The sequence below is a fragment of the Streptomyces caeruleatus genome, from assembly GCF_001514235.1.
GTDB lineage: Bacteria > Actinomycetota > Actinomycetes > Streptomycetales > Streptomycetaceae > Streptomyces > Streptomyces caeruleatus.
On sequence record NZ_KQ948931.1, the window covers coordinates 61883 to 88697 of the forward strand.

The 26815-nt window shown below is 69.4% G+C and carries 23 protein-coding genes; 11 read left to right on the plus strand and 12 right to left on the minus strand.

The genetic code is table 11. The features are described 5' to 3' along the window. Positions 1-114: 114 nt before the first annotated feature. From cydD to AQJ67_RS23910, 3 genes are read right to left on the minus strand one after another with little or no spacing between them, the layout of a single operon-like run. Positions 115-3645, minus strand: coding sequence for a thiol reductant ABC exporter subunit CydD (cydD, locus tag AQJ67_RS23900; RefSeq protein WP_062721127.1), 3531 nt, complete (start codon positions 3643-3645; stop codon positions 115-117). Between the two features lie 12 nt (positions 3646-3657). Further along, positions 3658-4662: a cytochrome d ubiquinol oxidase subunit II gene (gene cydB, locus AQJ67_RS23905; RefSeq protein ID WP_062721128.1), complete on the minus strand. Its 1005-nt coding sequence runs from the start codon at positions 4660-4662 to the stop codon at positions 3658-3660. A 20-nt stretch (positions 4663-4682) separates the two neighbouring features. Further along, positions 4683-6191, minus strand: coding sequence for a cytochrome ubiquinol oxidase subunit I (locus AQJ67_RS23910; protein WP_062721129.1), 1509 nt, complete (start codon positions 6189-6191; stop codon positions 4683-4685). 143 nt (positions 6192-6334) lie between these two features. On the opposite strand from AQJ67_RS23910, the gene AQJ67_RS23915 reads away from it, so the two are divergent. Beyond that, positions 6335-6727, plus strand: a complete 393-nt coding sequence (locus AQJ67_RS23915; protein WP_062721130.1) for a cyclophilin-like fold protein — start codon at positions 6335-6337, stop codon at positions 6725-6727. 60 nt (positions 6728-6787) lie between these two features. On the opposite strand, the gene hisC is transcribed toward AQJ67_RS23915, so the two are convergent. Then, positions 6788-7867, minus strand: a complete 1080-nt coding sequence (gene hisC / locus AQJ67_RS23920; protein WP_062721131.1) for a histidinol-phosphate transaminase — start codon at positions 7865-7867, stop codon at positions 6788-6790. Between the two features lie 479 nt (positions 7868-8346). Here hisC and AQJ67_RS23925 point away from each other — a divergent pair, with 479 nt between their 5' ends. The 3 genes from AQJ67_RS23925 to AQJ67_RS23935 all read left to right on the plus strand — a co-directional run bounded on the left by AQJ67_RS23925 (position 8347) and on the right by AQJ67_RS23935 (position 11843). Further along, on the plus strand, positions 8347-9459 hold the full coding sequence (locus tag AQJ67_RS23925; RefSeq protein ID WP_079056125.1) for a LacI family DNA-binding transcriptional regulator: 1113 nt from the start codon (positions 8347-8349) through the stop codon (positions 9457-9459). 244 nt (positions 9460-9703) lie between these two features. Next, entirely contained in the window at positions 9704-10780 is a 1077-nt protein-coding gene (locus tag AQJ67_RS23930) for a metallophosphoesterase (protein ID WP_062721133.1), read from the plus strand. 193 nt (positions 10781-10973) lie between these two features. After that, a complete protein-coding gene (locus tag AQJ67_RS23935; protein WP_062721134.1) occupies positions 10974-11843 on the plus strand; it encodes a hypothetical protein in 870 nt (289 codons plus the stop codon). A gap of 150 nt (positions 11844-11993) precedes the next feature. On the opposite strand, the gene AQJ67_RS23940 is transcribed toward AQJ67_RS23935, so the two are convergent. The 3 genes from AQJ67_RS23940 to AQJ67_RS45485 all read right to left on the minus strand — a co-directional run bounded on the left by AQJ67_RS23940 (position 11994) and on the right by AQJ67_RS45485 (position 15578). Next, complete coding sequence (locus AQJ67_RS23940) at positions 11994-13097, minus strand: hypothetical protein (RefSeq protein WP_062721135.1); 1104 nt, start codon at positions 13095-13097, stop codon at positions 11994-11996. Between the two features lie 137 nt (positions 13098-13234). Then, entirely contained in the window at positions 13235-15019 is a 1785-nt protein-coding gene (thiC, locus tag AQJ67_RS23945) for a phosphomethylpyrimidine synthase ThiC (RefSeq protein WP_062721136.1), read from the minus strand. Between the two features lie 370 nt (positions 15020-15389). After that, entirely contained in the window at positions 15390-15578 is a 189-nt protein-coding gene (locus tag AQJ67_RS45485) for a hypothetical protein (RefSeq protein ID WP_079056126.1), read from the minus strand. Here AQJ67_RS45485 and AQJ67_RS23955 point away from each other — a divergent pair. Next, entirely contained in the window at positions 15567-17138 is a 1572-nt protein-coding gene (locus AQJ67_RS23955; RefSeq protein ID WP_079056127.1) for a YibE/F family protein, read from the plus strand. The genes AQJ67_RS45485 and AQJ67_RS23955 overlap by 12 nt on opposite strands. 144 nt (positions 17139-17282) lie before the next feature. Here the strand turns inward: AQJ67_RS23955 and AQJ67_RS23960 are convergent, their stop codons facing one another. From AQJ67_RS23960 to AQJ67_RS23975, 4 genes are all read right to left on the minus strand, one after another. Further along, positions 17283-17720 carry an SsgA family sporulation/cell division regulator gene (locus tag AQJ67_RS23960; protein ID WP_030048438.1) on the minus strand — a complete coding sequence of 146 codons (438 nt, stop codon included), beginning with the start codon at positions 17718-17720 and terminating at the stop codon, positions 17283-17285. A gap of 97 nt (positions 17721-17817) precedes the next feature. Continuing rightward, the gene (locus AQJ67_RS23965) at positions 17818-18678 is read right to left on the minus strand and encodes an IclR family transcriptional regulator (RefSeq protein WP_244190564.1); all 861 of its coding nucleotides are present in this window, start codon (positions 18676-18678) and stop codon (positions 17818-17820) included. Between the two features lie 204 nt (positions 18679-18882). After that, complete coding sequence (locus AQJ67_RS23970; protein WP_062721139.1) at positions 18883-19095, minus strand: DUF5326 family protein; 213 nt, start codon at positions 19093-19095, stop codon at positions 18883-18885. A gap of 191 nt (positions 19096-19286) precedes the next feature. After that, positions 19287-19604, minus strand: a complete 318-nt coding sequence (locus tag AQJ67_RS23975) for a cupin domain-containing protein (RefSeq protein ID WP_062721140.1) — start codon at positions 19602-19604, stop codon at positions 19287-19289. Between the two features lie 60 nt (positions 19605-19664). Between AQJ67_RS23975 and AQJ67_RS23980 the strand changes: the two genes are divergently transcribed. The 5 genes from AQJ67_RS23980 (at position 19665) to AQJ67_RS24000 (ending at position 23538) form a co-directional block, all read left to right on the plus strand. Beyond that, entirely contained in the window at positions 19665-20042 is a 378-nt protein-coding gene (locus AQJ67_RS23980) for a phage holin family protein (RefSeq protein ID WP_062721141.1), read from the plus strand. Between the two features lie 6 nt (positions 20043-20048). After that, positions 20049-20540 (plus strand): low molecular weight protein-tyrosine-phosphatase, encoded by a 492-nt coding sequence (locus AQJ67_RS23985; RefSeq protein ID WP_062721142.1) that lies wholly within the window; start codon positions 20049-20051, stop codon positions 20538-20540. After that, positions 20537-21691, plus strand: coding sequence for a cystathionine gamma-lyase (locus AQJ67_RS23990; protein ID WP_062721143.1), 1155 nt, complete (start codon positions 20537-20539; stop codon positions 21689-21691). Before AQJ67_RS23985 ends, AQJ67_RS23990 begins: the two co-directional genes overlap by 4 nt. A gap of 251 nt (positions 21692-21942) precedes the next feature. Further along, positions 21943-22848: a LysR family transcriptional regulator gene (locus AQJ67_RS23995; RefSeq protein WP_062721144.1), complete on the plus strand. Its 906-nt coding sequence runs from the start codon at positions 21943-21945 to the stop codon at positions 22846-22848. A gap of 207 nt (positions 22849-23055) precedes the next feature. Beyond that, the gene (locus AQJ67_RS24000) at positions 23056-23538 is read left to right on the plus strand and encodes an NUDIX domain-containing protein (protein WP_062721145.1); all 483 of its coding nucleotides are present in this window, start codon (positions 23056-23058) and stop codon (positions 23536-23538) included. A 54-nt stretch (positions 23539-23592) separates the two neighbouring features. On the opposite strand, the gene AQJ67_RS24005 is transcribed toward AQJ67_RS24000, so the two are convergent. Beyond that, a complete protein-coding gene (locus AQJ67_RS24005) occupies positions 23593-25182 on the minus strand; it encodes a globin domain-containing protein (RefSeq protein WP_079056128.1) in 1590 nt (529 codons plus the stop codon). Between the two features lie 667 nt (positions 25183-25849). On the opposite strand from AQJ67_RS24005, the gene AQJ67_RS24010 reads away from it, so the two are divergent. After that, on the plus strand, positions 25850-26716 hold the full coding sequence (locus tag AQJ67_RS24010; protein ID WP_062721585.1) for a GNAT family N-acetyltransferase: 867 nt from the start codon (positions 25850-25852) through the stop codon (positions 26714-26716). Positions 26717-26815: the final 99 nt, after the last annotated feature.

A 26815-nucleotide genomic window follows, 5' to 3' on the forward strand; every position in this document is an offset into this window, starting at 1 on the left:
GGGCCTCGTTCAGGTCGTACGCCCGGGGGACGGGTTGCTGCGGATGGGTCAGTACGGGTGTTGACGCGGACTCCCGCAGGAGCGCGGAGCCAGCCGGGCAACGAAGCGCGGGCGCTACGGCGCCCCCACCAGCAGATCGGCCTCCTCCTCCCGAGCCACCATCGTCCGCAACGGCCCCTCCACCGCGGCCAGCTCCGCGAAGGCCCCCCGCTGCACCACCCGCCCCTGCTCCAGCACGACCACCTCGTCCACGGCGTCCAGCCCGGCCAGCCGGTGGGTGATGAGCAGCGTCGTACGGCCCTCGGTGGCGGCCAGCAGGTCGGCGGTGAGGGCGTCGGCGGTCGGCAGGTCGAGATGCTCGGCGGGCTCGTCGAGGACGAGGACGGGGAAGTCGGCGAGCAGTGCGCGGGCCAGCGCGAGCCGCTGCCGCTGCCCACCCGAAAGCCGTGCGCCGTGCTCGCCCACGAGCGTGTCCAACCCGTCGGGCAGCCCGTCAGCCCAGTCGAGCAACCGGGCGCGCTTCAGCGCGTCGCGCAGTTCGGCCTCGGTGGCGTCCTTCTTGGCGAGGAGCAGGTTCTCGCGCACGGAGCTGTCGAAGAGGTGCGCGTCCTGCGCGCACAGCCCGACGAGCCGCCGTACGTCGTCGCCGTCGAGCGCATACGCGTCCACGCCGCCGAGCGTGTACGAGCCCGCGCCGGCGTCCAGGAAGCGCAGCAGCACCTGCGCCAGCGTCGTCTTGCCGGACCCGGACGGTCCGACGACGGCGATCCGGCGGCCCTCCTCCAGCGTCAGGTCGAGGCCGGCGAGGGCGTCCCGGTCCTGTCCCGCGTGGCGAGCGGTCAGGTCCCTGACGGCGACCGGGAAGGGCGACGCGGGCGCCTGCCGGGGCCGCTCCGGTTCCCGTACGGGCTCGGGCGCGTCCAGCACCTCGTACACGCGCTCGGCGCTCTTGCGCACCCGCTGCCGGTACTGCACGGCGAGCGGCATGCCCAGGACGGCCTCGAAGGCGGCCAGCGGGGTGAGGACCACGACGGCCATCGCCACGCCACCGAGCCGTCCGTCGGCGACCGCCTGGGCGCCCACGAGAGCGGTGGCGGCGACGGTGAACCCGGAGATCAGCGCGGTGAGTCCGTCCCCGAGCGCGGTCGCGGTGGCGGCCCGCGAGGCGATCCGGGTGAGCGTCCCGTCGGCCCGTCGTGCTTCGGCGGTACGGCTGGGCAGGGCGCCGGCGACGGTCAGCTCCGCTGTGCCGGTGAGCAGATCCGTCACGCGGGTCGCGAGCACGCCTCGGGCAGGGGCCAGCCTGCGTTCGGCGCGTCGGGCGACGGCGCCCGTGACGAGCGGGACTCCGGCGCCGGCGACGAGCAGCCCGACCGCGAGTACCGCACCGGCCTCGGGCAGCAGCCATGCGGTGAAGCCGACGGCCGCGGCGGACACGACGGTCGCGGAAGCCGCGGGCAACAGCCACCGCAGCCAGTAGTCCTGGAGCGCGTCCACATCGGTGACGAGCCTCGCCAGCAGGTCCCCCCGCCGTGTGCGGCGCAGCCCTGCCGGTGCGAGCCGCTCCAGCCTGCGGTACACGGCGACCCTGGTGTCGGCCAGCATCCGCAGCACCGCGTCATGCGACACCAGGCGTTCGGCGTACCGGAACACCGCCCGCCCGATACCGAAAGCCCGCGTCGCCGTGACGGCCACCATCAGATAGAGCACGGGCGGCTGCTGCGAGGCCCGCGAGATGAGCCACCCGGAGGTGGCCATGAGCCCGACGGCGCTGCCGAGCGCGAGGCTGCCGAGCAGCAGCGCGAGCGCGAGGCGACCGCTCCGGGGGCCGGACATGCCACGGACGCGGGCGAGGGCACCTCGCGGGCCCGCCGTGGGGGACACGGTCTCGGCGTCGACCGGAGTCGTCCGGGCCCTGTCCTCAGCGACGCCGCCATGCCCTTCCGGCTCGATCGGACGGCCGGTGGACACGGACGACTTGGGCGGCGCGCTCGCCTGCTCGGGCGCCGCCGCCTCCGCCTCCGTCAGCCGCACCACCCGGTCGGCCACACCCAGCAGCGCCGGCCGATGCACCACGAGCAGCACGGTCCGTCCCACCGCCAGCCTCCGCACGGCCTCCACGACCTCGGCCTCGGTGGCCCCGTCGAGGGCGGCCGTCGGCTCGTCGAGGAGCAGGACGGGCCGGTCGGCGAGGACCGCCCGTGCCAGCGCCAGCCGCTGCCGCTGCCCTGCGGACAGCCCGGCCCCGTCCTCGCCCAGCATGGTGTCGAGGCCCTGGGGCAGCGCGTCCACGAACTCGACCGCCCCGGCGTCCACCAGCGCCTGGCGGACCGCGGCGTCGTCCGCGTCGGGACGAGCCAGCCGTACGTTCTCGGCGATCGTCCCGGCGTACAGATGCGGCCGCTGCGGAACCCAGGCGATACGCGAGCGCCACTCATCGAGGTCCAGCTCGGCGAGATCGGCTCCCCCGACCAGGACGCGCCCCTCGGTCGGCGGGACGAACCCCAACAGCACGTTCAGCAGCGTCGACTTGCCCACGCCGCTCGGTCCGACGAGCGCGACCGTCTCGCCGGGTTCGACGGCGAAGGACGCACCCGACACGGCATCGACGGACCGCCCGGGGTAACGGACCGCGACGCCTTCGAAGGACACCGCCCCCGTCGGCACCGCCGCGGTCCCCGACGCCGGTACCGGAGTCTCCAGCACCTCGAAGATCTCCTCGGCCGCCGACAGCCCCTCGGCGGCCGCGTGGTACTGCGCACCCACCTGGCGCAGCGGCAGATAGGCCTCGGGCGCCAGGACGAGGATGACCAGGCCGTCGTACAGATGCGTCTCACCGTGGACGAGTCGCATGCCGATCGTCACCGCGACCAGGGCCACCGAAAGCGTGGAGAGCAGTTCCAGCGCGAAGGAGGAGATGAAGGCGATCCGCAGGGTCCGCATGGTCGCCCTGCGGTATTCGCCGGTGATACGGCGGATCGACTCGGCCTGTGCCTTGGCCCGCCCGAACACCTTCAGGGTGGGCAGCCCGGCGACGACGTCCAGGAAGTGCCCGGACAGCCGGGACAGCAGCTGCCACTGACGGTCCATGTGGGACTGTGTGGCCCAGCCGATCAGCATCATGAAGATCGGGATGAGCGGAAGGGTGCCGACGATGATCGCCGCCGAGACCCAGTCCTCGGTCACGATCCTCGCCAGCACCGCCACCGGTACGACGACCGCTAGCCCCAACTGCGGGAGATAGCGCGAGAAATAGTCGTCGAGGGCATCGACCCCACGCGTGGCCAGGGCGACCAGCGATCCCGTCCGCTGTCCGCCCAGCCAGCCGGGCCCCAGTGCGGCCGCCCGCTCCAGCAGCCGCCCCCGCAGCTCCGACTTCACCGCCGCGCTCGCACGGTGAGCGGCGAGCTCGGTGAGCCATGCCACGACCGCGCGGCCTACGGCGACGGCGACCAACAGCAGCAGGGGAGTGCGCAGTTCGGCTGCGGACATTCCGTGCTGGAACGCCCCCACCACCGCCTCGGCGATGAGCATCGCCTGAGCGATGATCAGTGCCGCACCGACGGCCCCCAGCCCGACGACCGCGATCAGAAAGAGACGGGTGGCGCGGGCGTATCGGAGGAGACGCGGGTCGATTGGTTTCACGTGAAACACACCTCAGTGCACGGTCTCAGCAATGTGCTGCGTACCGATCCGCTTGCGGAACACCCAGTAGGTCCAGCCCTGGTAGAGCATGACGATCGGCGTGGCGATCACCGCGCACCAGGTCATGATCTTCAGGGTGTACGGGCTCGACGAGGCGTTGGTGACCGTGAGGCTCCACTCGTCGTTGAGCGAGGACGGCATGACGTTCGGGAAGAGCGTCAGGAAGAGCATCGCCACGGCGGCCACGATGGTGACGCCGGAGAAGGCGAACGACCATCCTTCACGCCCGGCCTGGTTCGCCACCAGTGCCGCCACCAGCGCGGCCACGGCCACGACGAGCGCGACCAGGCTCTTGCCGTCGCCGTTCTCGATCTGCGTCCAGAGCATGAAGATCAGCGCGAGCACGGCCGCCACCAGGCCGACCCCCAGAGCCAGCTTCCGCGCCCGCTCCCGGATCTCCCCGACGGTCTTGAGCGCCGTGAACACCGCACCGTGGAAGGTGAACAGGGTCAGCGTCACCAGACCGCCGATGAGCGCGTACGGGTTGAGCAGGTCCAGCACAGTGCCGACGTACTCATGGCGCTGGTCGAGCTTCACGCCCCGCACGATGTTGCCGAAGGCGACGCCCCACAGGAACGCCGGGATCAGCGAGCACCAGAAGATGGCGTGCTCCCAGTTGCGCTGCCAGTTCTCCTCGGGTCGCTTCGCCCGGTACTCGAAGGCGACACCCCGGACGATCAGGGAGACCAGGATGACCAGCAGAGGCAGGTAGAAGCCCGAGAAGAGCGTGGCGTACCACTCGGGGAAGGCGGCGAAGGTGGCGCCGCCCGCCGAGAGCAGCCACACCTCGTTGCCGTCCCAGACCGGGCCGATGGTGTTGATCAGCACCCGCCGCTCGGGCCGGTTGCGGGCGAGCAGCTTGGTGAGGACACCGACCCCGAAGTCGAAGCCCTCCAAGAAGAAGTAGCCGATCCACAGGACGGCGATCAGGACGAACCAGACGTCGTGCAGTTCCATGACTGTGCAGCTCCCTCGGCCTAGTACGAGAAGGCCATCGGCTTGTCGGCGTCACGGGAGTCGCCGCCGATCTTCGTGGGCGGGTTCAGGTCGGCCTCGGTGAGCTCGGGCGGGCCGGCCTTGACGTACTTCACGAGCAGCTTGACCTCGACGACGGCGAGGATGGCGTAGAGCGCGGTGAAGACGATCATCGAGGTGAGGATCTCGCCCTGGGAGACGCCGGGGGAGACCGCGTCACGGGTGCGCAGGACCCCGTAGACGACCCATGGCTGGCGGCCCATCTCGGTGAAGATCCAGCCCCAGGAGTTGGCGATCAGCGGGAAGCCCAGGGTCAGAACGGCGATGCGCCAGTACCACTTGGTGAGCTTCGGGCTGAGGGCCTTCTTCGGCAGCAGCACCAGATTCGGAACCTCGTCGTCACCGACCCTCAGGTGCTGCGGCAGCAAGAACTTCTTGCGCGTCAGCCAGAGTCCGAGCAGACCGATGGCGAACGACGTCATGCCGAAGCCGATCATCCAGCGGAAGCCCCAGTAGGCGACAGGGATGTTGGGCCGGTAGTCGCCGGGGCCGTACTTCTCCTGCTCGGCCTTGTTGATGTCGTTGATGCCGGGGACGTACGAGCTGAAGTCGTCCTTGGCCAGGAAGGACAGCAGGCCGGGGATCTCGATGGCGACCTTGTTGTGGCCCTTGTCGACATCGCCGTAGGCGAAGACGGAGAAGGGCGCCGGCGCCTCGCCGTCCCACAGGGCCTCGGCGGCGGCCATCTTCATCGGCTGCTGCTCGTACATGATCTTGCCGAGGCCATCGCCGCTGATCGCGGTGAGCATGCCGCCGATGACGACGGTGACCAGGCCGAGCCTGAGCGAGGTCTTCATTTCGCGAATGTGCTTCTTGCGCAGCAGATGGAAGGCGGAGATGCCGACCATGAACGCGCCACCGGTGAGGAAGGCCGCCGAAAGGGTGTGGAAGGCCTGGGCGAGCGCGGTGTTCTGGGTCAGTACGAGCCAGAAGTCGGTGAGCTCGGCCCGCCCCTTCGCCTCGTTGATCCGGTAGCCGACCGGGTGCTGCATCCAGGAGTTGGCCGCGAGGATGAAGTACGCCGACAGGATCGTGCCTATGGAGACCATCCACATACAGGCCAGGTGGATCTTCTTCGGCAGCTTGTCCCAGCCGAAGATCCACAGGCCGATGAAGGTCGACTCGAAGAAGAAGGCGATCAGAGCCTCGAAGGCCAGCGGCGCACCGAAGACGTCACCGACGAAACGGGAGTAGTCAGACCAGTTCATGCCGAACTGGAACTCCTGCACGATGCCGGTGACCACACCCATCGCGATGTTGATCAGGAAGAGCTTGCCCCAGAACTTGGTCGCCCTGAGGTACTTCTCCTTCTCCGTGCGCACCCAGGCGGTCTGCAGGCCGGCCGTGAGGGCGGCCAGCGAGATCGTCAGGGGGACGAACAGAAAGTGGTAGACGGTGGTGATACCGAACTGCCAGCGCGCCAGAGTCTCCGGCGCCAAAGCCAGGTCCACGTCGCCGCTCCTTACTAACCGCTTGTGAAAGCGTTCACATTCACAAGCAATTATGCAGCACCGCTCCACGGGCCATCAAAGGGGGGTCCCCTCCCCGCACCCAACCCTTGGCGCGAACTTCAACATATTGTTGAATCAGCAGCATGCAGACACCCACGCCGACACACATACGGATCTCCTGGCCCGCGGGACACCTCACCGCGACCCTCGACGACACCCCGACCGCACAGGCCCTCGCCAAGGCCCTGCCCCTCGTCTCCACCGCCTGCACCTGGGGCGAGGAGGTCTACTTCGACACGGGCATCGCCGTTCCACGTGAAACCAACGCCCGGCAGGTCGTCGAGCCGGGCACGGTCGCCTTCTGGACGGACGGCGACGCGCTCGCCCTCCCCTACGGACCCACACCGATCTCGCGAGGCGACGAGTGCCGCCTCGCGAGCCCGTGCAATGTCCTCGGTCACCTCGACGGCGACCCCCGACTGCTGGCGACCGTCCGCGCCGGCGACCCCGTGCGCGTGGAACTCGTGGACGTCTGACCTGCCGACGGAGCCCTGCGGTTCCTTCTGACGGGGCCTACAGCTCCTTCTGACCGAGCCCTACAGCTCCTTGCGGAAGCCTTCCGCCACCTTCAGGAAGATGTCGTTCGCCTCGGCCTCCCCGACCGTCACCCGCACACCCTCGCCCGGGAACGGTCGGATCACCACGCCCGCCTGCTCACAGGCCTGAGCGAAGGCGACCGTGCGCTCCCCCAGCCGCAGCCACACGAAGTTGGCCTGGGTCTCGGGCACCGTCCAGCCCTGAGCGCGCAGCCCGTCGACCACGCGGTTGCGCTCGCACACCAACGAGCCGACCCGGCCGATCAGTTCGTCCTCGGCACGCAGCGAGGCGATGGCCGCCTCCTGCGCGATCTGGCTCACCCCGAAGGGCACGGCCGTCTTGCGCAGCGCAGCCGCGACCGGCTCCTGCGCAATCGCGAAGCCGACGCGGAGGCCGGCAAGGCCGTACGCCTTGGAGAACGTCCGCAGAACACAGACGTTGGGCCGCTCACGGTAGATCTCCACACCGTCCGGCACCTCGGGGTCACGGATGAACTCGCGGTACGCCTCGTCCAGCACCACCAGGACATCGCCGGGCACCCGGTCGAGGAACCGCTCCAGCTCGGCCCGCCTGACGACCGTGCCCGTCGGGTTGTTGGGGTTGCAGACGAAAATCAGCCGGGTGCGGTCGGTGATGGCGGCGGCCATCGCGTCCAGGTCGTGCACATCGCCCGGCGTCAGCGGCACCTGGACGGACGTGGCGCCGCTGATCTGCGTGATGATCGGGTACGCCTCGAAGGACCGCCAGGCGTAGATGACCTCGTCGCCGGGGCCGGCGGTGGACTGGATCAGCTGCTGGGCGACGCCGACCGAGCCGGTGCCGGTCGCCAGGTGGGAGGCCGGGACGCCGAAGCGCTCGGACAGCTCGTTCATCAGCCCCGTGCACATCATGTCCGGGTAGCGGTTGAAGGACGAGGCGGCGGCCGTCACGGTCTCCATCACGCCGGGCAGCGGCGGATAGGGGTTCTCGTTGGAGGACAGCTTGTAGGCCACCGGACCACCGGCCGCGGCGGGCTTGCCCGGCTTGTAGGTGGGGATACCCTCCAGCTCGGCGCGCAGCTTGGGGCTCGTCTCGCTCACCGCAGTCCTCCTCGCGACCACCGGCGGCCCATCACCACCGCCGGCTCCAATACTTCTCACCTTATGAGGATTCGGCGCCGATGCGTACAGGTGCGGGCGCCCGTCTGCAGCCTTCCGCAGACCGTCCTGCCGACCCGCGCCAAGTCCTGCCGAGTCCTGCCGACCCCAGCTGTCACACCTGCATCAGGGGCATCAGCGTACGAAGGCGTACGAATTAGGGGGCGCATCACACATATATCTATGCGCCGGTGGCTCACGCCGTGGCGCGCATCACCCGTGAAGGTGAGTTGAGACCTCTTCGAAACATCGGGCACTTGGCAGGCCCATGCGTGCCGACAAGTCACGTCTTGCCATTGGATCGTTCAACTCCCTTGCTTTCTAAGGAGTTTGACACCAGATGACCTTGCAGAAACGTGTCTGTCAACGGCTGCATATGCGTCCGCACTACCCCACCGAATGAGCCCTACTATCGGCTCGCCATGACAGCAGCAGGGAAGCACCAGGTGAGCCGCGCGGAAACCTCACGTCGAGGCAGTCGGCCCAGTCGGGCGGGCATCAGAGACGTGGCGGCCGCCGCCGGGGTCTCCATCACGACCGTCTCCGACGCCCTCAACGGAAAGGGCCGGCTCCCCGACGCCACCCGACGCCATGTCCGCGAGGTCGCCGACCGGCTGGGCTACCGCCCGTCGGCCGCCGCCCGGACACTCCGTACCGGCAAGTCAGGACTCATCGGCCTGACCGTGACGACATACGGGGATGAACCTTTCACCTTCACCGAGTTCGCGTACTTCGCCGAAATGGCCCGCGCCGCCACCTCGGCCGCGCTCGCCCGCGGCTACGCGCTCGTGATCCTCCCCGCCACCTCGCGCCACGACGTCTGGTCGAACGTCGCCCTCGACGGCACGGTCGTCATCGACCCGTCCGACCAGGACCCCGTCGTCAGCGAGCTGGTCAGACAGGGCCTCCCGGTCGTCTCCGACGGCCGCCCGGCCGGCTCGCTCCCCGTCACCGCCTGGGTCGACAACGACCACGAGGCCGCCGTACTCGGCATCCTCGACCACCTGGCCGACGCCGGCGCCCGACGGATCGGACTGCTGACGGGCACCACGACGGACACGTACACCCATCTGTCGACCACCGCGTATCTGCGCTGGTGCGAGCGGGTCGGCCAGGACCCGGTGTACGAGGCCTACCCGGCGCACGACCCGTGCGCGGGCGCCGTCGCCGCGGACCGGCTGCTCGCCCGCCCCGACCGGCCCGACGCGGTCTACGGCCTGTTCGACCCGAACGGCACCGACCTGCTCGCCGCCGCGCGTCGCTACGGCCTGCGCGTACCGGACGACCTGCTTCTGGTGTGCTGCAGCGAGTCCACGGTGTACGCCAACACCGAGCCGCCCATCACCACGCTCTCCCTCAAGCCGCGCCGCATCGGCACGGCCGTGGTCCAGCTCCTCATCGACGCCATCGAGGGGGTCGAGTCGGACGACCCGGTCGAGCAGGTGATACCGACCGAGCTGATCGTGCGTACCTCGTCCCAGCGACGGCCTCCGCGGACGACGGTCAGCCCGCCCCGGTCGCCCGAGGAACGGTAGAAGCGGGCCCCGAGGGGCGGCTGACCCCAGGTCGAGGGGCGACGGGAGCGAGGTCATCGAGCGGCCTAAGCCCGGCGCAATCGGGGCGAAAGCCGCGGTGAACAGGAGTCCTGCTCCGATTCACCACCCCTGGGTCATCACATGGCGCGATCGGCATTCCTATGATGGGCGCACGACACCCGCGGGCCGCTGCGACCAGGCAGTCCGATGCGGTGCAGCTGCGGCGCGATGGTGGAGGGGTCTGATGACTCAGGGGGCCGGTCAGGGACCCGAGGTGGAGCGGACGGCGACGTTGCGCGACTTCCGGGTGCCCGCTTACGTGCACGAGACCGGTCCGTACGCCCACAGCACACACCCGGGCGACGTCGCCCCGCCCGCCGACGAGGCCTACCCGGAGGGGTACACGCCCACCCAGCGGGACCTTCCCGTGATCAACCGCGGTGACACGGTCCAGGTGCACGTCGACCCCGACTCCCTGTCGGCCCCGCAGCCGGTGGACGGTCCCGGCCCTCTGTTCGTCGTCGGCGACGTGCACGGCTATCTCGACGAGCTGGTGGCCGCCCTCCAGGAGAAGGGCCTCATCGACGCGGCGGCGAACTGGTGCGCCGGCACCGCCCGCCTGTGGTTCCTCGGCGACTTCACCGACCGCGGCCCCGACGGCATCGGCGTCATCGACCTCGTGATGCGGCTGTCCGCGGAGGCCGCCGCGGCCGGCGGGTACTGCAAGGCGCTGATGGGCAACCACGAGCTGCTGCTGATCGGCGCCAAGCGCTTCGGCGACACGCCTGTCAACTCCGGCGCGGGCACCGCCACCTTCCAGGCCGCCTGGCTGCTCAACGGCGGCCAGAAGACCGACATGGACCGCCTCCAGGACCACCACCTGCAGTGGATGTCCCGGCTGGACGCCATGGAAGAGGTCGACGGCCATCTGCTCGTGCACTCGGACACCACCGCCTATCTCGACTACGGCGACTCGATCGAGGCCGTCAACGACACCGTCCGCGAGACACTCACACGCAACGACGCCGACGAGGTCTGGGATCTCTTCCGCAAGTTCACCAAGCGCTTCTCCTTCCGCGACGAGGGCGGCGCCGACCATGTGCGCTCCCTTCTCGATACGTACGGCGGCACCCGCATCGTTCACGGCCACAGCCCCATTCCGTATCTGAAGGGCGAGGTCGGCTCCGAGGAGAGCGAGGACAGCGGCGGGCCCCTGGTCGAGGGACCGCACGTCTACGCCGAACGCCTCGCCATCGCGATGGACGGCGGCGTGACCATGGCCGGAAAGCTGCTGGTCCAGCAACTTCCCCTGGATATCTGAGCGTTCACCGGGCAGACGCCCCCTCATGACGCAGTGACGGAAGACGGCGCAGGCCAGGGCCCAATTTTGGCAAACCCCCTGTCACCGTGTGCCGTCACCGCTCTACCATCGGCTTATCCGTAGCAGGCTCCCCTCCGTTTCTGCCCGACGGCTCGTTGGCATGCGAGCCCCAAGCCCTACGGAGCATCGGGGGATGCACATGAACAGCGTTCCGCAGCACCTGCACAGCGAGGACCGCCAGGAATACGAGCGGATCCTCGATGAGGCGCTGCGCTCCGCACCACACCGCCCGGAACTGACCGCTGTCGGACAGCGGCTCAACCCCGAACAGCTGCGCACCATGGCGCTCAACGCCACCGCACTCATCACGGCGGCCGCGGCGACCGAGTACCAGCACTATGTGAAGGTCCGCGAGGAACTGCGCCGGCCGGCGCCGTCCACCCCGCCGTCCACCCGTGAGAGCGGCTCCTCCGAGTCGGGCACGGGCGCGATGGGGCTCGCCACCACTGTGGGAGAGGTCGCCGAGACGGCCGGGCCCGGCGTGGTCGCCGTGCTCGCCGTCCTGGCACCCGTCCTCGCCGGCACCGCCGCGGCGATCTTCCTGCTCGTCGGCTACATCCTGAAGATGTTCGACCCCGAGCCGGCGTTCGCCCAGACGATGCTCACCACCGGATGGGTCTTCGGCGCCGTCGCGGCGGCCGCGATCCTGGTCGCCGGCGTCGGGCTCCTGCTCACCGCCCTGCGCAACCGGCCGGCACTCGACGGCGGCCCCTACGGCGAACTGAGCGAGGAGGTCACCCGAGCCCAGGAAGCCTGGCGCGAGGCCCTGCTTGAGCGCGGCATCCTGCCCTTCCTCCGGGAGGCACTCGCCGACCCCGGCACGGCATCGGTCCTGCACCGCACGCCACCGTCGACCCCGGCCGGCCGCATCCCGAACCTCGGCTACGACCGCCCGGGTTTCAGCAGCCCGGACGACGGCGCCTCCCGTGGCTCCCGTCCGAGCTACACCAGCCCGGACTACACGAGCCCGGACTTCGGAGGGCCGGAACACCAGCCGGAGTGACGTCGGCCGAAAGCGCCCTCGGCTTGCGCCCCCGTCCTGGGGAGCGCAAGCGCGAGAGCCGATCCACGGGGCAGCATGGTCGGGGATACGGCCTGTGGTGAACCGGAGGTTCCGGCCCTCGATGCCCTGGGACATGGACGTCGGCCGGGGCTACAGGCGCCGAAGGCACTGCGCTTCCACGCGTTCCACGAGCGTCCGGCTGAAGGCGTGCACCAGGGACAGATGGAACAGGGCCGGTGCCAGGGGAGCCCAACGATGGACCCGGTCCTCACGCAACAGGTACTTGATCACCGCGGCCGGCCGGAAGGGCACGTACTCGATGGTCTCGTGCTCCCACCGGTCCGCGACGCCCCGGCTCATCCGCGCCTGCAGATCCGAGCTCGTCAGCTCCTTGAGCCTGGCGTAGAAGTGTCCGCTCCAGTGGCGTTTGTGGATGTCCAGCACGAACGCCAGCAGTTCGAGGGTGTACTCGTGCGGCTCCAGGGCCAGTTCCTCCCGCATGCCGCGCCGGGCCACCCCGTGCAGATCCGGTGCGCTTCTGCCGGAGGAGTCGATGTGCCGCGACAGCCCCTCGTTGACGGAGGAGTTCCATACGCCCGGCGCCATGCGCACCCGGTCGCTGCGCCGGCTGACCACCAGCATGTCGTCGGCGGTGATGACCGCGACGTTGACCGCGAAGCTGCACTGGAGGAACTCCGGTGCCTGGAGCGGCCTCTCCGGATCCAGGTAACGGGAGCGGGGAGTCGTGCCGTCGGGCAGCCGACGGTCGAGCTGCTGAGCGGCCAGGAACGTGTAGTAATCCGTCGGCCGCAACCGCAGATGTACTTCGGGCGACTCCTCGAGGGCGGTACGGGAGATGTCGACCGACTCGACCGCGTACCGCGGCCCGTTCCACAACGGGGTTCGTCCCTCGGCCCTCAGCCGCTCGCTCTCCTCGGCGATCTCCGCACGCCAGCCGGCCATGTCCGACGGCAACTCCACCTCACCGTCGAGCACATGGATGTACACCGCCTCCGGGGGTATCGGCTTGTCTCCGTCTCCCTCGACGATCAGCGCCGACGTCTGCAGCGGCCCCAGCGAGAACGTGCTCCAGGCCGGCTCGGACTCCTCCTTCCGCCGCATGCTGCGTAGCGCACTCGCCGACCGCCTGCGCAGCCGGTACCAGCCGTTCTGAAGGGGCTGCTGGAACAGCACCGCGAACAGCATGCCGATGAAGGCGCCGACCACGCCGTTGGTGACATCGATCCCACTCACACACGAAACCCTAAAGATCTTGATCGGGCGGAGCAGCGTCGTGCCCGTACCGTTACGGGCGGCCGACTTACCGCGGGCGGCAGGCAGGGGCGCCGCGGTGTGCGGTGAGCTTGCTCCCCTGCCCGGCCGTCACGCGCTCAGTCCGCCATCGGCAGGTACACCCGGTTGCCCGCCGCTGCGAACTCCTTCGACTTCTGGGCCATGCCCTCCTCGATCTCCTGCTGGGATCCGCCGTGTTGGCGGCGGATGTCCTGGGAGATCTTCATCGAGCAGAACTTCGGCCCGCACATGGAGCAGAAGTGGGCCGTCTTGGCGGGCTCGGCCGGCAGCGTCTCGTCGTGGAACTCGCGTGCCGTGTCCGGGTCGAGCGCCAGATTGAACTGGTCCTCCCACCGGAACTCGAAGCGGGCGTCGGACAGCGCGTCGTCCCACTCCTGCGCACCGGGATGCCCCTTGGCGAGATCGGCCGCGTGGGCGGCGATCTTGTAGGTGATGACGCCGGTCTTGACGTCGTCACGGTTGGGCAGGCCCAGGTGCTCCTTGGGCGTGACGTAGCAGAGCATGGCCGTGCCCCACCAGGCGATCATCGCGGCACCGATGCCGGAGGTGATGTGGTCGTAGGCCGGGGCGACGTCGGTCGTCAGCGGGCCGAGCGTATAGAACGGAGCTTCATCGCAGATCTCCTGCTGAAGGTCGATGTTCTCCTTGATCTTGTGCATCGGGACGTGTCCCGGGCCCTCGATCATGGTCTGTACGTTGAAACGCTTGGCGATCGTGTTGAGTTCCCCGAGCGTCCTCAACTCAGCGAACTGCGCCTCGTCGTTGGCGTCCGCGATCGAACCGGGCCGCAGGCCGTCGCCGAGCGAGTACGTGACGTCGTAGGCGGCGAGGATCTCGCAGAGTTCCTCGAAGTTCTCGTACAGGAAGCTCTCCTTGTGGTGCGCCAGGCACCACGCCGCCATGATCGAGCCGCCGCGCGAGACGATGCCGGTCTTGCGGTTGGCCGTGAGCGGGACGTACGGCAGGCGCACGCCCGCGTGGACCGTCATGTAGTCCACGCCCTGCTCGGCCTGTTCGATGACCGTGTCCTTGTAGATCTCCCAGGTCAGCTCCTCGGCGCGGCCGTCGACCTTCTCCAGCGCCTGGTAGAGCGGGACCGTGCCGATGGGGACGGGGGAGTTGCGCAGCACCCATTCACGGGTCGTGTGGATGTTGCGGCCGGTCGACAGGTCCATGACCGTGTCGGCGCCCCAGCGGGTCGCCCAGGTCATCTTCTCGACCTCTTCCTCGATGGAGGAGGTGACCGCGGAGTTGCCGATGTTGGCGTTGACCTTCACCAGGAACCGCTTGCCGATGATCATCGGCTCGATCTCCGGGTGGTTGACGTTCGCGGGCAGCACCGCCCGGCCCGCGGCGATCTCCTCGCGGACCACTTCGGGAGAGACGTTCTCCCGGATGGCCACGTACTCCATCTCCGGAGTGATCTCACCGCGGCGAGCGTAGGCGAGCTGTGTCACCGCCTTGCCGTCCCGGCTGCGACGCGGCTGGCGCGGACGCCCGGGGAAGACCGCGTCGAGGTTGCGCAGGCCGCCACGTGGCGAGGTGTGCTTGATCCCGTCGTCCTCGGGACGGGCGGGACGGCCCGCGTACTCCTCGGTGTCGCCGCGGGCGATGATCCAGTTCTCCCGCAGCGGGGGCAGCCCCCTGCGGACGTCGGTGTCGGCGAGTGGATCGGTGTACGGGCCGGAGGTGTCATACAGCGTGACGGACTGCCCGTTGGTGAGGTGCACCTGGCGGACCGGCACCCGCAGATCGGGGCGTGAGCCCTCGACATACGCCTTGTGCCAGCCGATGGACTTCCCGGCCTCCTCGGACTTGTCGTCCTGAACGGAGGCAGGCGTGCGCGCGTCCTTGATGGTCATGAGACCTACTCCCTACGCCGGCATTACCCGGTAACAGGTTCGGCGGTCGACGCAGCGGCTTCCGTCTGCCGACGTTTCGTGTGAAACATCACTCGCGATGGGTGATGTTTCATGTGAAACATCGCTGGGACGGAGGTCAGCGCCCTCTCAGCCCGGTGCTCCGAGCTCCCGCGTGTACAAAGGTGGCACCACGCTAGCGTCAATTCGGGCGCGGTGAACAGAGGGCCCCGGTCGTTCTTGCGATGATCGGTCGGTGACCACGACGCATGAACCTCCCTACCCACCGCACGAGCCACGGCGCGGCTCCGGCTCCGGAAACGGCCCCGGAAACGGCCCCGTGCGGGGCAACGGCCGTATGGACGGCCGGGGTTCAGGCGTGCCCGGAGGCAGATACGACGGTGCGTACGGCCGTGCTTCCGGTGACGGCCACGATGATCACGCGGCTGGAACCGGCGGGTGGCACGAACACGGCACCGGGCCCGGTGGGATGGGTGAGCGCGAAGGCGGGGCCGGTGACTGGCACGAGCGCGGCCCCGGACGGGATGGGATGCCTGCGCACGGGGACGGCGTCGGTGGCGGGCAGGAGCGCGGACCCGGCTCCGGTGGCCCGTACGACCACGGTGCCCAGGCCGGCGGCTCGGCAGGGCCGGGGCAGAGGCATGGGCAGGGGCACGGTCCGGGTGACCGGTCCGGCCAGGACGCCGGTGGTGGCCATGGTCACGGCCCCGGATCCGGCGGGCGGCAGGGAGGTGGTGATGGGGGCGACGGCCATGGGCACGGGCACTCGCACAGTCACGCCCATGGCCCGGCGGCACCCGTATCCCGGCATCTGCGCAAGGTCATCGCGGCGATCCTGATCCCGTTCGCCGCGGCGGTGGTGGTGGGGCTCGCGGTGCTGTGGCCGGGCGGTGCCCCGCCGCACGAGCGCACCGGTGTCGGCTTCGACCGGCAGACCCAGCAGGCCACGGTCACCAAGGTGGTCGCGCTGAGCTGCAAGGACGTCAACGCCACGGGGGTGCCCCCGACCGGCGACACCTCCACCGCCGAGGGTTCCTCCGCCGTGCAGCAGGAGAGCGGCACCTGCAAGAAGGCGACGATCCGCGTCGACACGGGCAAGGACAAGGGCCGTACGTTCACGGAGATCGTGCAGCCCGACCAGTCGCGCCAGCTGCACGAGGGCCAGGAGGTCGTGGTCGCGTACGAGCCCTCCGCGCCGAAGGATCTCCAGTACTCGGTCACCGACGTGAACCGCAAGTTCCCGATGGCGCTGCTCGCCGGCATCTTCGCGCTCGCGGTCGTGGTGGTGGGCCGGATGCGCGGTGTCATGGCGCTGGTCGCCCTGGCCATCAGCTTCCTCGTGCTGACCTTCTTCATCCTGCCGGCGATCCTTCAAGGCTCGAACCCGCTGGTCGTGGCGGTGGTGGGGGCGAGCGCCATCATGCTGATCGCCCTCTACATGTGCCACGGCCTGTCGGCCCGCACCTCCGTGGCGGTACTCGGCACGCTGCTCTCGCTGCTGCTGATCGGCCTCCTCGGCTCGGGTTTCATCGACTGGGCCGCGCTCACCGGCAACACCGACGACAACACCGGACTGATCCACGGGCTCTATCCGTCGATCGACATGAGCGGTCTGCTGCTCGCCGGCGTCATCATCGGTTCGCTCGGTGTCCTCGACGACGTGACGGTCACCCAGACGTCCGCGGTCTGGGAGCTGCACGAGGCCAACCCGACGATGGGCTGGCGCGGGCTGTACCGGGCGGGCATCCGCATCGGCCGCGACCACATCGCGTCCGTCGTCAACACCCTCGTCCTCGCTTACGCGGGTGCCGCGCTGCCGTTGCTGCTGCTCTTCTCGATCGCGCAGAGCGGTGTGGGGACGGTCGCCAACAGCGAGCTGGTGGCGGAGGAGATCGTGCGGACGCTGGTGGGCTCCATCGGCCTGGTCGCGTCGGTGCCGGTGACCACGGCCCTCGCGGCCCTGGTCGTCTCGGCCGACCGCCCGGAGAAGGGGGCGGCGTCGACGGGAACCCAGCCGGTCCCGGCGGGCGCGTCGTCGGCTTCGACCGGCGCACAGCCGGCTCCGGGACGCGGTGGGCGGGGGCGTCGGCGCAAACGGTGACGGGCGAAGTCCTTCCAGCCGGGGCAACCACTCCGCCCGTCCGGCGGAGCGTGAAGCACACCCGGCAATGCGGAAGCGCTCCCACGCGCCCCTTGCGTGCCGCTGAAGCGTTACGCCACTCCCGCACCAGGCTGCCGTAACGCTTCAGCCCGCGCTCTGCTCTTCCGCCAGGATGCGGTCCAGTGCCTCGTCGAGATGGGCGTCGAAGTCGGCGAGCGCGCCCTCCTGGCCGAGCGGCACCAGCTTGTCGGTGCGGTCGAGGAAGGCCACGAGCGGCGCCACCGAGGAACGGAACAGCGCCTGGTCGGCACCGACCTGAAGGCGGATCAACACATCGCCCAGTGTCTCGGAACCGGCCGGCGAGACCCGTACATCTCCCTCCCCGCACGGTCGGCCCACCCCGTCCACCAGCAGCTCCCGGCCGAACGCCCAGGTCACCGGGGCATCGCCGGGCAGGTGGAAGGTCAGCCGTACGGCATAGGGATCACAGGTCTCGTAGCGCAACTCCACCGGGATGCGGAAGGAGAGCTCCTCGGACACGAGAAAGCTCATCATGACCTCTGCCTCTACGGACTCGCGCATCGCCTACCCCGTCGTTTGCCGTCGACTGGCCGGGACCGGAGCCCGACACTGGTGGAATCTTGCTGAACGTACACGAGAGATCACAAGGAGTGAGTTTTCAGATACTGATAGAGATCGCGAGTGACCCCAGGAGCCGCCCGATCTCGTCCTGCAGCTGCCGTGCCGCCGACAGCAGCCGGTCGGCCTGATGGGCGGGCAGGGAAATGGCCATCGTCGCGGCGGTGGTGCCGACCGTGATCGGAATCGCCGCGCACACCGTGCCCAGCGCGTACTCCTGACGCTCGGTCACCGGCTCCATCCGACGGGTCCGTTCAAGGCGTCGTAGCAGGGTGCGGCTGTCGCGCACGGTGTACGGGGTGATGGCCTGCACGGGATGGCGGTCGAGGTGATCGCGGCGGGCTTCGTCGTCCAGTTGGGAGAGCAGGCACTGACCGATGGCGTGTGCATGGCCGGTCTCCCGGAAGTCGGCCCATTCCTCCACCGCGGGATTGCCCGGGGTGTCCGAGACGCACATGACCTCGATCTCACCGTCGCGGTACTGGGCGTAGTAAACGGGGACACCGATGACATCACGCCATTGAGCGAGCGCGTCGGCAACCGTGCTGCGACGTTTCTGCTGGGCCGCGCTGCTGCTCAGCCGTACAGCTGCCTCGCCGAGGAAGAACAGCCCTTTGTCGCGGCGCAGATAGCCCTCGTGCACCAGGGTGCGCAACAGGTGGTAGGCGGTGGGCAGCGCCAGGCCCGTCTCGCGGGCGAGTTGCTTGGCGGGAGCGCCGTACTCGTGCTCGGCGACGCATTCCAGCAGGCGCATCGCGCGCTGGACGGATCCGATGAGCGTCGCGGACTGCGGCTGCTCGGTGGGGGTCGGGGAAGCCTGCCGCGGTACCTGGGGCACGGCGGAACGGGGTCGCCCGACGGGTGGGTGGGGGTCTGAAGGTGCGGTGTCAACCGTGGCCATGGGTCACTCCCGGAGCGCGAGGGGGGAGCCCGTGCGGGGAACACGGGTGGGGGTGCACGCCGCACGCGGGGGGGTCCCCGCGTCGATTTCCGGACTCTATGCGTCGGCCACCGTTCGCCGACGCCCCGCCCGGGAAACTTCCCTCGCCCGAGGGAACCGGTGATTCCTGTTACCGCCCACCGGTCCCCACGGCCCTCACGGACCTCACCAGTCGCTGCGCGACGAGGAGCTCGACGTGAACTTCCGTACGACGTAGATCAGTCCACCGACCAGGGCCACGAAGACCAACAGCTTGAAGAGCAGTCCGATGACGAATCCGACGACGCTGGCTATCAGCCCGCCGAACACGACCAGGGCGATGACGGGCACCGCGATCCACTTAACCCACCACGGCATTCCTGCGAAGATCTCACGCATCGCCCTCGTCCTTACCTCTCCGCCCGTCTCTGTGCCGGGTGCTGATCCTTCGAATCCGCCGACTTCGACTCCATCGGGTCGAATCCGCTGATTCCCTGCCCTCGATGCTAGGTCCGGCAGGTGCCCCGGCGGGGCCCTCGCAGCCCTTGTCCTCCCCTGATCGATCCCCTAGGGAACCCCGAGGCCTCGTGTCAGCTCTCAGGTGGAGAGAACACCACGAGCACCCTCAGGTCCTCGCTGATGTGGTGGAACTTGTGGGCGACCCCGGCCGGGACGTACACCACGCTGCCGCGCGCCACCTGTGTGGTCTCCATGCCGACGGTGATGTGGGCGCGGCCGCTCACAACGAAGTAGACCTCGTCCTGGTTGTGCGGCTTCTGTGGATCGTGCTCTCCGGCGTTGAGCGCGTACAACCCGACCGACATGTTGCGCTCCCGCAGAAACTGCAGGTAGGCACCCTCGTTGGCGGCGCGCTCCGCCTCCAGTTCGTCCAGCCGGAATGCCTTCATCGTTCTTGTCCGCCCTCGTCCCCGTGCTCTTGGCCGATTTCGTCTGCCACGATCAGACACATGAAGAATTTCGTAGTCAAGACGATCGCCAACGCGGGTGCCCTGGCGGTCGCCGTCTGGCTGATAGACAAGATCACCCTCACCGGTGACAGCACGGGCAAGAAGATAGGCACCCTGCTCGTCGTCGCGCTGCTCTTCGGCCTGGTGAACTTCGTCGTCAAGCCGATCGTGAAACTCCTGAGCCTCCCGCTGCTCATCCTGACGCTCGGCCTGTTCACCCTGGTCGTCAACGCGCTGATGCTGCTGCTGACCTCGTGGCTCGCCGACAGGTTCGATCTGAGCTTCCATGTCGAGGGTTTCTGGACGGCCGTGCTCGGTGGCCTGATCATCTCGATCGTCTCCTGGGCGCTGCACGTCGTCCTGCCTGACGGGGACTGACATCCGATGACCTACCGCGTCTGCTTCGTCTGCACCGGCAACATCTGCCGCTCCCCGATGGCCGAGTCCGTCTTCCGCGCCCGCGTGGCGGAGGCCGGGCTCGACGGGCGGGTTGAGGTCGACAGCGCCGGCACCGGTGGCTGGCACGAGGGCGACCCTGCCGACCCGCGAACCGTCTCCGTCCTGGAGGAGAACGGTTACGACAGCGGCCACACGGCCCGGCAGTTCCAGACGTCCTGGTTCGAGCGCGTCGACCTCGTGATCGCGCTCGACACCGGCCATCTCAAGGCCCTGCGCCGCCTCGCGCCCACGCCGGAGGACGTGGCGAAGGTACGGCTGCTGCGTTCGTACGACCCCGCCGCGGGCGACGACCTCGACGTGCCCGACCCGTACTACGGGGGCCGGGACGGGTTCGAGGAGTGCCTTGAGATGGTGGAGGCGGCAAGTACGGGCCTCCTCACGGCGGTCCGCGAACAGGTGGAAGGGCAGGCGGCATGAGCGGTACGGAGGACCAGGGACGGGCGTCGGGCGGCGGAGACGGCACGCGCGCGGTGCGGGCCGGGCTGCCCGAGCCGGTGGCGTACGAGCCGACCCTGCCGGGCCCGGTCTTCGCCGCCCACTTCCACCTGCCGGGCGAGCCCACGGGGCCGTACACCTACGGCCGGGACGAGAACCCGACCTGGACGCATCTGGAGCGCGCCATCGGCGAGCTGGAGGCGCCGGGGGAGGACGGCGTCGAGACGCTGGTCTTCGCGTCGGGCATGGCCGCCACGTCGTCGGTGCTCTTCTCGCAGCTACGGGCGGGGGACACGGTCGTCCTGCCCAGCGACGGCTACCAGGCACTGCCCCTGGTGCGCGCGCAGTTGGAGGCATACGGCATCGAGGTGCGCACGGCGCCGACCGGCGGGGATGCCCAGCTCGGCGTCCTGGACGGCGCGAAGCTGCTGTGGATCGAGACGCCGTCCAACCCCGGCCTCGACGTGTGCGACATCCGGCGACTCGTCGAGGCGGCGCACGCCGGTGGCGCCCTCGTCGCCGTCGACAACACGCTCGCGACACCGCTCGGGCAGCGGCCGCTGGAGCTCGGCGCCGACTTCTCGGTGGCCAGCGGCACCAAGCAGCTGACGGGGCATGGCGACGTGCTGCTGGGATACGTCAGCGGTCGCGACGCCGAGGCCATGGCTGCCGTACGGCGCTGGCGGAAGATCGTCGGGGCGATCCCGGGGCCCATGGAGGCCTGGCTCGCGCACCGTTCCCTCGCCACGCTCCAGCTGCGGGTGGAGCGGCAGAACGCCACCGCCCTCGCGCTCGCCGAGGCGCTGCGGGACCGGCCGGAGGAGCTCGGGGTGCGGTATCCGGGGCTGCCGGGCGACCCTTCGCACAAGATCGCCGCGCGGCAGATGCGGCGCTACGGCTGCGTGGTGTCCTTCACGCTGCCCACGCGCGCGCGTGCCGAGCGTTTCCTGGAGTCACTGCGGCTCGTCGACGACGCGACCAGCTTCGGCGGGGTGCGCTCCACGGCCGAGCGGCGCGGACGCTGGGGCGGCGACGCCGTACCGGAGGGCTTCATCCGTATGTCCGTCGGCGCCGAGGACCCCGAGGACCTCGTGGCGGATGTGCTGCGGGCGCTGGACGAGTCGGATCGGTGACCGGGCCCGGCACCGCGTCCGTCGCTGTCCTGCTGCGTCCACCTACGTTCGACTACGGAGAACGGGCGGTCCGAACCTCCCCCCTCGTGGCTCGGACCGCCCTCGGTTCTGCGCGCGAAGAACCGCGCGAACAAGGCTAGTTGACTCTCTGTCAGTGTCCAATCACAGTAGCGACAGCGACCTATCGACTTATTTATAGTTGGGCCCTGCCCTGGGGGTGGGGAGAAGGGCGGGGAAGGGGAGGGTGTGGCATGGACTTGGCCTTGTTGCGCACTTTTGTGACCGTGCACCGGGCCGGCTCCTTCACCCGCGCCGCCGCGCTGCTCGGGCTGTCGCAGCCGGCCGTGACCTCGCAGATCCGCACCCTGGAACGGCAGCTGGGCCGCCCCCTGTTCCTGCGGCAGGCCCGCGGAGTGACGCCCACGACCATCGGCGACGAACTCGCGCACAAGGCGGCCCCACATCTCGACGCCCTGGTGGAGATCACCGAGACGGGCCTCGACGACGAGTCCTCCTTACGCACGCTGCACCTTGCCGGCCCTCCTGAGTTCACCGCCGAGCGGGCGCTGCCCGCGCTCACCGAACTGACCGGCGAGGACGGCCAGGGCTTCGCGCTGCGCGCGTCCTTCGGCAATGCCGAGGAGACCCTGGAGGGGCTGGCCGCCGGGCATCACGATCTGGCCATCACCACAGCCCGTCCGCGGGGCGCCCTGCTCACGGCGACTGCGCTCTGCGACGAGGAGCACGTCCTCGTGGCCGCCCCCCGCTGGGAGGAACGGATCGGCCCGGCGATGCTGCGCGGCAAGGGGGCGCACGCGCTGGAGGACATCCCGGTGGTGGAGGTGCACGAGTCACTGCCCTTCGTCTCCCGCTACTGGGCCTCGGTCTACGACTCCCGTCCCGCCACCCCCGGCACTGTGATCGTCCCCGACCTGCGCGCGGCCCTGGCCTGTGCGGTCGCGGGCGCGGGGCTCGCGGTGCTGCCCCGCTATCTGTGCGCGGCCGCCCTGGAGCGCGGGGACGTCGTCCCGCTGCACGATCCGCCGGTGCCGCCGCTGCGGACGTACTTCCTGGTGGCCCGCACCGGGACGCTCGCGATGCCGCACATCGCACGGGCCCATGAGTGGCTGCTGCGGGCGGCTGCCGACTGGGCCTGAGCAGCGCCTGCCGACTGGGCCTGAGCAGCGCCTGCCGACGGGCTTGAACAGTGCCTGCCGGCCGGGGCCCGAGCAGTGTCTTCCACGGGGCCTGATCAGGGGTTTTCCACTGATTCTCATCAGCTCTTCGGTGGCCGTCACGCCATGAACTCGACCAGTGACGTCTCGCGATGTTTCACGTGGAACCAGCCGGGCCACATTTCCTGCATGACCGTCCGACCCGTGGTCAAGCGCACCGCCCGCGCCGTTCTGCTGGACGGTGACGACCTGATCCTGATCAAGCGCACCAAGCCCGGCGTGGATCCCTACTGGCTCACGCCCGGAGGTGGGGTCGAGCCGTCGGACACGACCGTCGTCGACGCCCTGCACCGCGAGGTGTACGAGGAACTCGGCGCCAAGATCACCGACGTGGTGCCCTGCTTCGTCGACACCGTCGAGCACATCGGCGACGACGGCGGAGCGACCGGCGTGAAGGTGCAGCACTTCTTCGTCTGCCACCTGGAGTCCATGGACCCGTCCTTGCGGCACGGACCGGAAGTGGACGAACCCATCGGCGAGTACGAGATCGTGCGGGTGCCGTTCACTCGGGTCGGGATCGCGTCCGTCCATCTCGTACCGCTGTCGCTGCGGCACTACCTGGACGGGAACATCGAGGGCGTCCGCGCCATGCACGCCCCTGACTTGGGCTGATACGGACCGCCGACTCTGTCCGCGCCCGCCGGCTTCGTCCGCGACGGCGGCTCGTCAGTCCCCGATGACGACGAGTTCCTCCACCGAGTCATGGCGTATGCGCTCGGACGGGACACCGACGCCTCGCAGTGCGTCCACGCCGCTGCGGATCATGCCGGGCGGGCCCGACACATAGGCGTCGTACTCGGCCCAGGGCCCGTACTCGCGTATGGCGTCGGGAAGCTGTAGCAGTCCGTGCCGGTCCACCACCGGGCGGACCGCCAGCCAGGGGTGGGACTGCTGGAGCCTGAGCATCGTGTCGATGTCGTACAGGTCCTGGTTGCTGCGGGCGCCGTAGAAGACCTCGACCGTTCGCCGTTCGCCGTGCTCGGCGACGTCCTCGACCAATGCCTTGATGGGCGCTATGCCGGTGCCTCCGCCCAGGCAGAGCAAGCTGCTGTCGCTGGTGTGGTCCACGGTCATCGAACCGATCGGCGGGCCGAGCCGGACGATGTCGCCCGGCCGGGCGCGATGCACCAACGCGTTGGAGACCCAGCCTGCGGGCACGGCCTTCACATGGAACGTCAGCAGGCCGTCCGAGCGGGCCGCCGAGGCGAAGGAGTAGTGCCGCCAGATCCGGGGCCACCAGGGCGTTTCCAGGCTCGTGTACTGCCCGGCGAGGAAGGGGTAGGGCTGGTCGGGGCGGACGGTGATGACCGCGACGTCCGAGGTTCTCAGGTCGTGTGCGACGACCTCCGCGTACCACCAGGCCGGGGCGCGTAGTTCGTCCGCCGCCGCCGCGTCGATCATGACCTGCGAGATCGTCGTGTACGTCCGGATCCAGGCGGCCTCGGTCTCCCCGTCCCAGACGCCGGTGGCGTACTTGCTGAGCGCGCCGATCAGGCACTCACCGACGGCCGGGTAGTGCTGGGCCCGGGTCCCGTACTTGCGATGGCCGCGCCCGAGGTTCTGAAGGTAGTCGACGAGAACCGGCGTGTTGTCGATGTGTTCGGCCGCGGTGAGCAGCGCTCTCAGCAGCCGGTCGCGCTGGGTGTCCATCGCGGCGGGGAACAGGGAGCGCAGCTCAGGGTGGCGTACGAAGAGCAGCGCGTAGAAGTAGGAGGTGACCTTGTCGGCCACGGGCCCGATCTCGGCCATCGTCCGGCGGATCAGGATGGCGTCGGGGGAGGCGGTGAGTGCCGGCGCCGGGCACTGAGGCGGCACGCGTACGTGCGGGGCGGGCGGGGCGAGGGGGGTGGGGCCGGATATCTCCGGCTGTGCCGCAGCGGGCGATAGGTGGCTCGGGGCGGGTGTGGCGGGGGGCCATAGCGCCATCGGTGTCTCCCACTCCGGGGTCTGGTGCCCAGTGGGCGCCGGGGCGGCGGGGAAGGAGCCGGGGTCCGGCGGCACAGTGGGTCCTGCCGGAGCGCCCGTCGTGGTGAGCTCTGGGCCGTCCTGGGGCGGGGGTATCGGGCCATCGGCTGTCGCCGTCCTGCCCACCGGGCGCATCGCCGCCAAGCGGCTGCCCTCGGCCGTCTCCTGTTCGCTGCCCGGAGTCGTCGCCGACTGCTCGCGCGGCGTGAACCAGCCACCCCCGCCGCCTGAAGTGCCGTTGTCGGCCGACGTGGTGGTCGGAGCGTCCATGGTGTGCCTCGCCTCGAACATATTTCGGTCGGTCTGCGCACTTCCTGGATCGGAAGGTGCCTGCTTCCCCCGCGACGGCTTGCATTCCCCGTTTGTCGCCGTTCGTTGCCACAACCCAATACGGCGACATTCAACCCGTATTCACACCCAGTACGGACAAGTAAGGCGAGAGTGTGACATTGACCGCAGTACTCTCACCGCAGCATCCCATCGCGTGCGGACGCTCGGTCGCATAACCGAGAACGCGGGTCTTCGATCTCTCCGTCCCGTTAAGCTGCATTGCCTTGCGCTCGGTCGCCGCAGTGAGCCTCGATCACAGCTCGGACACGAACCGGAGTCGACCATACCGGCAGCCACGCCGATCACAAGTCCCCCCTTCCTTCCTCACGAATGGGTAGAGGGGCGAACGTGCCGCATTTCCCTCAATTACCGGCGTCTGCGCACCAATTCATGGGCTTCCCACAGACCCATCCCCATGGATCAGCGGGGTTGCATACGCCTCCGACGCGACGGTCTCCGTCTCCAGGTCGAGTTGCCGCGATGGACGCCCCACGTTCGCCCGTGTTTCACGTGAAACACCCGACGGCCATCGGCGCGCCACGCGGTGGACCATGACATGGCCAAAAGCTCGTACGTCTCCCCGGAAACGGCTGGACGACCAGTGCAGTCGTCAGACAGCCTGACCTGCGTGCCGACTCCTTCCCTCGCCGCTCTGCCCATCCGCCGTCTTTCGCCTCGCGACCTCACCGCCTGCGCCGACTTGTCCGAGGACCGGGGCTGGCCCCGTGAGGAACACAAGTGGAGCTTCCTTCTGACAGCCGGGAAGGGCTACGGGATCGACGACCCCACCGGCGGACTCGTCAGCGCCTGCGTCATCACGGAGTACGGACCGAGGGACCGACCCGACCTGGCGGCCATCGGCATGGTCCTGGTCGCCGAGCGCCACGCCCGCCAGGGCATCGGACGCCGGCTGATGCAACACGTCATCTCCGCGATGGGTACGACACCGCTGACGTTGCACGCGACGCCGTACGGACGGCCGCTCTACGAGGAACTCGGCTTCAAGGCAACGGGCCGGGCGGAGATGCTCCGCGGGACCTTCGTGCCCGGCACCTGGAAGCCCGCGGTGGCCACCCGTGCGGCCACCGCGGAGGATCTCAGCGCGATCCTCCGGCTCGACGAGGAGGTGTTCGGCGCCGATCGCACGCACATCATCACGCGGCTGCCCGCTTTCCTCGACCAACTGCGGGTCGCCGAGGAGAACGGCAGGATCATCGGCTACGCGGGCGCCTGGCCCAACATGGCCACGCAGGTCGTGGGCCCACTGATCGCTCGCGACACGGAGACCGCGAAGGCGCTCATCGCCTCCCTCGCCGCCCACACCGACCAACCGCTGCGCACCGATGTCGACGTACGCCACGAGGAACTGCTGATCTGGGCGAAGGAGCACGGCTTGGCGTCCGTCACCTTCAACTCGGTCATGATGTCCGGCCTCTCGGAGCTGCCCGGCGACTGGACCCGACGGTTCGCTCCGTTGACGGTGGCCGCGGGCTGAGGTCCTCGGCTGCGGACTGCGGCACGCATGAGGAAACGCCGGTCCCCCGTCAGGGGCCGGCGTTTTCGTTTTGGACACAGGGGTGCGGTCGGGGCGGCC

Coding starts and splice junctions, on each gene's coding strand:
- cydB (WP_062721128.1), bottom strand. CDS start 4,662: ATGGAACTGCACGACGTCTGGTTCGTCCTGATCGCCGTCCTGTGGATC.
- AQJ67_RS23915 (WP_062721130.1), top strand. CDS start 6,335: ATGCAGACACCCACGCCGACACACATACGGATCTCCTGGCCCGCGGGA.
- AQJ67_RS23925 (WP_079056125.1), top strand. CDS start 8,347: ATGACAGCAGCAGGGAAGCACCAGGTGAGCCGCGCGGAAACCTCACGT.
- AQJ67_RS23930 (WP_062721133.1), top strand. CDS start 9,704: ATGACTCAGGGGGCCGGTCAGGGACCCGAGGTGGAGCGGACGGCGACG.
- AQJ67_RS23935 (WP_062721134.1), top strand. CDS start 10,974: ATGCACATGAACAGCGTTCCGCAGCACCTGCACAGCGAGGACCGCCAG.
- thiC (WP_062721136.1), bottom strand. CDS start 15,019: ATGACCATCAAGGACGCGCGCACGCCTGCCTCCGTTCAGGACGACAAG.
- AQJ67_RS23955 (WP_079056127.1), top strand. CDS start 15,567: ATGCCTGCGCACGGGGACGGCGTCGGTGGCGGGCAGGAGCGCGGACCC.
- AQJ67_RS23960 (WP_030048438.1), bottom strand. CDS start 17,720: ATGCGCGAGTCCGTAGAGGCAGAGGTCATGATGAGCTTTCTCGTGTCC.
- AQJ67_RS23965 (WP_244190564.1), bottom strand. CDS start 18,678: ATGGCCACGGTTGACACCGCACCTTCAGACCCCCACCCACCCGTCGGG.
- AQJ67_RS23970 (WP_062721139.1), bottom strand. CDS start 19,095: ATGCGTGAGATCTTCGCAGGAATGCCGTGGTGGGTTAAGTGGATCGCG.
- AQJ67_RS23975 (WP_062721140.1), bottom strand. CDS start 19,604: ATGAAGGCATTCCGGCTGGACGAACTGGAGGCGGAGCGCGCCGCCAAC.
- AQJ67_RS23980 (WP_062721141.1), top strand. CDS start 19,665: ATGAAGAATTTCGTAGTCAAGACGATCGCCAACGCGGGTGCCCTGGCG.
- AQJ67_RS23985 (WP_062721142.1), top strand. CDS start 20,049: ATGACCTACCGCGTCTGCTTCGTCTGCACCGGCAACATCTGCCGCTCC.
- AQJ67_RS23990 (WP_062721143.1), top strand. CDS start 20,537: ATGAGCGGTACGGAGGACCAGGGACGGGCGTCGGGCGGCGGAGACGGC.
- AQJ67_RS23995 (WP_062721144.1), top strand. CDS start 21,943: ATGGACTTGGCCTTGTTGCGCACTTTTGTGACCGTGCACCGGGCCGGC.
- AQJ67_RS24000 (WP_062721145.1), top strand. CDS start 23,056: ATGACCGTCCGACCCGTGGTCAAGCGCACCGCCCGCGCCGTTCTGCTG.
- AQJ67_RS24005 (WP_079056128.1), bottom strand. CDS start 25,182: ATGTTCGAGGCGAGGCACACCATGGACGCTCCGACCACCACGTCGGCC.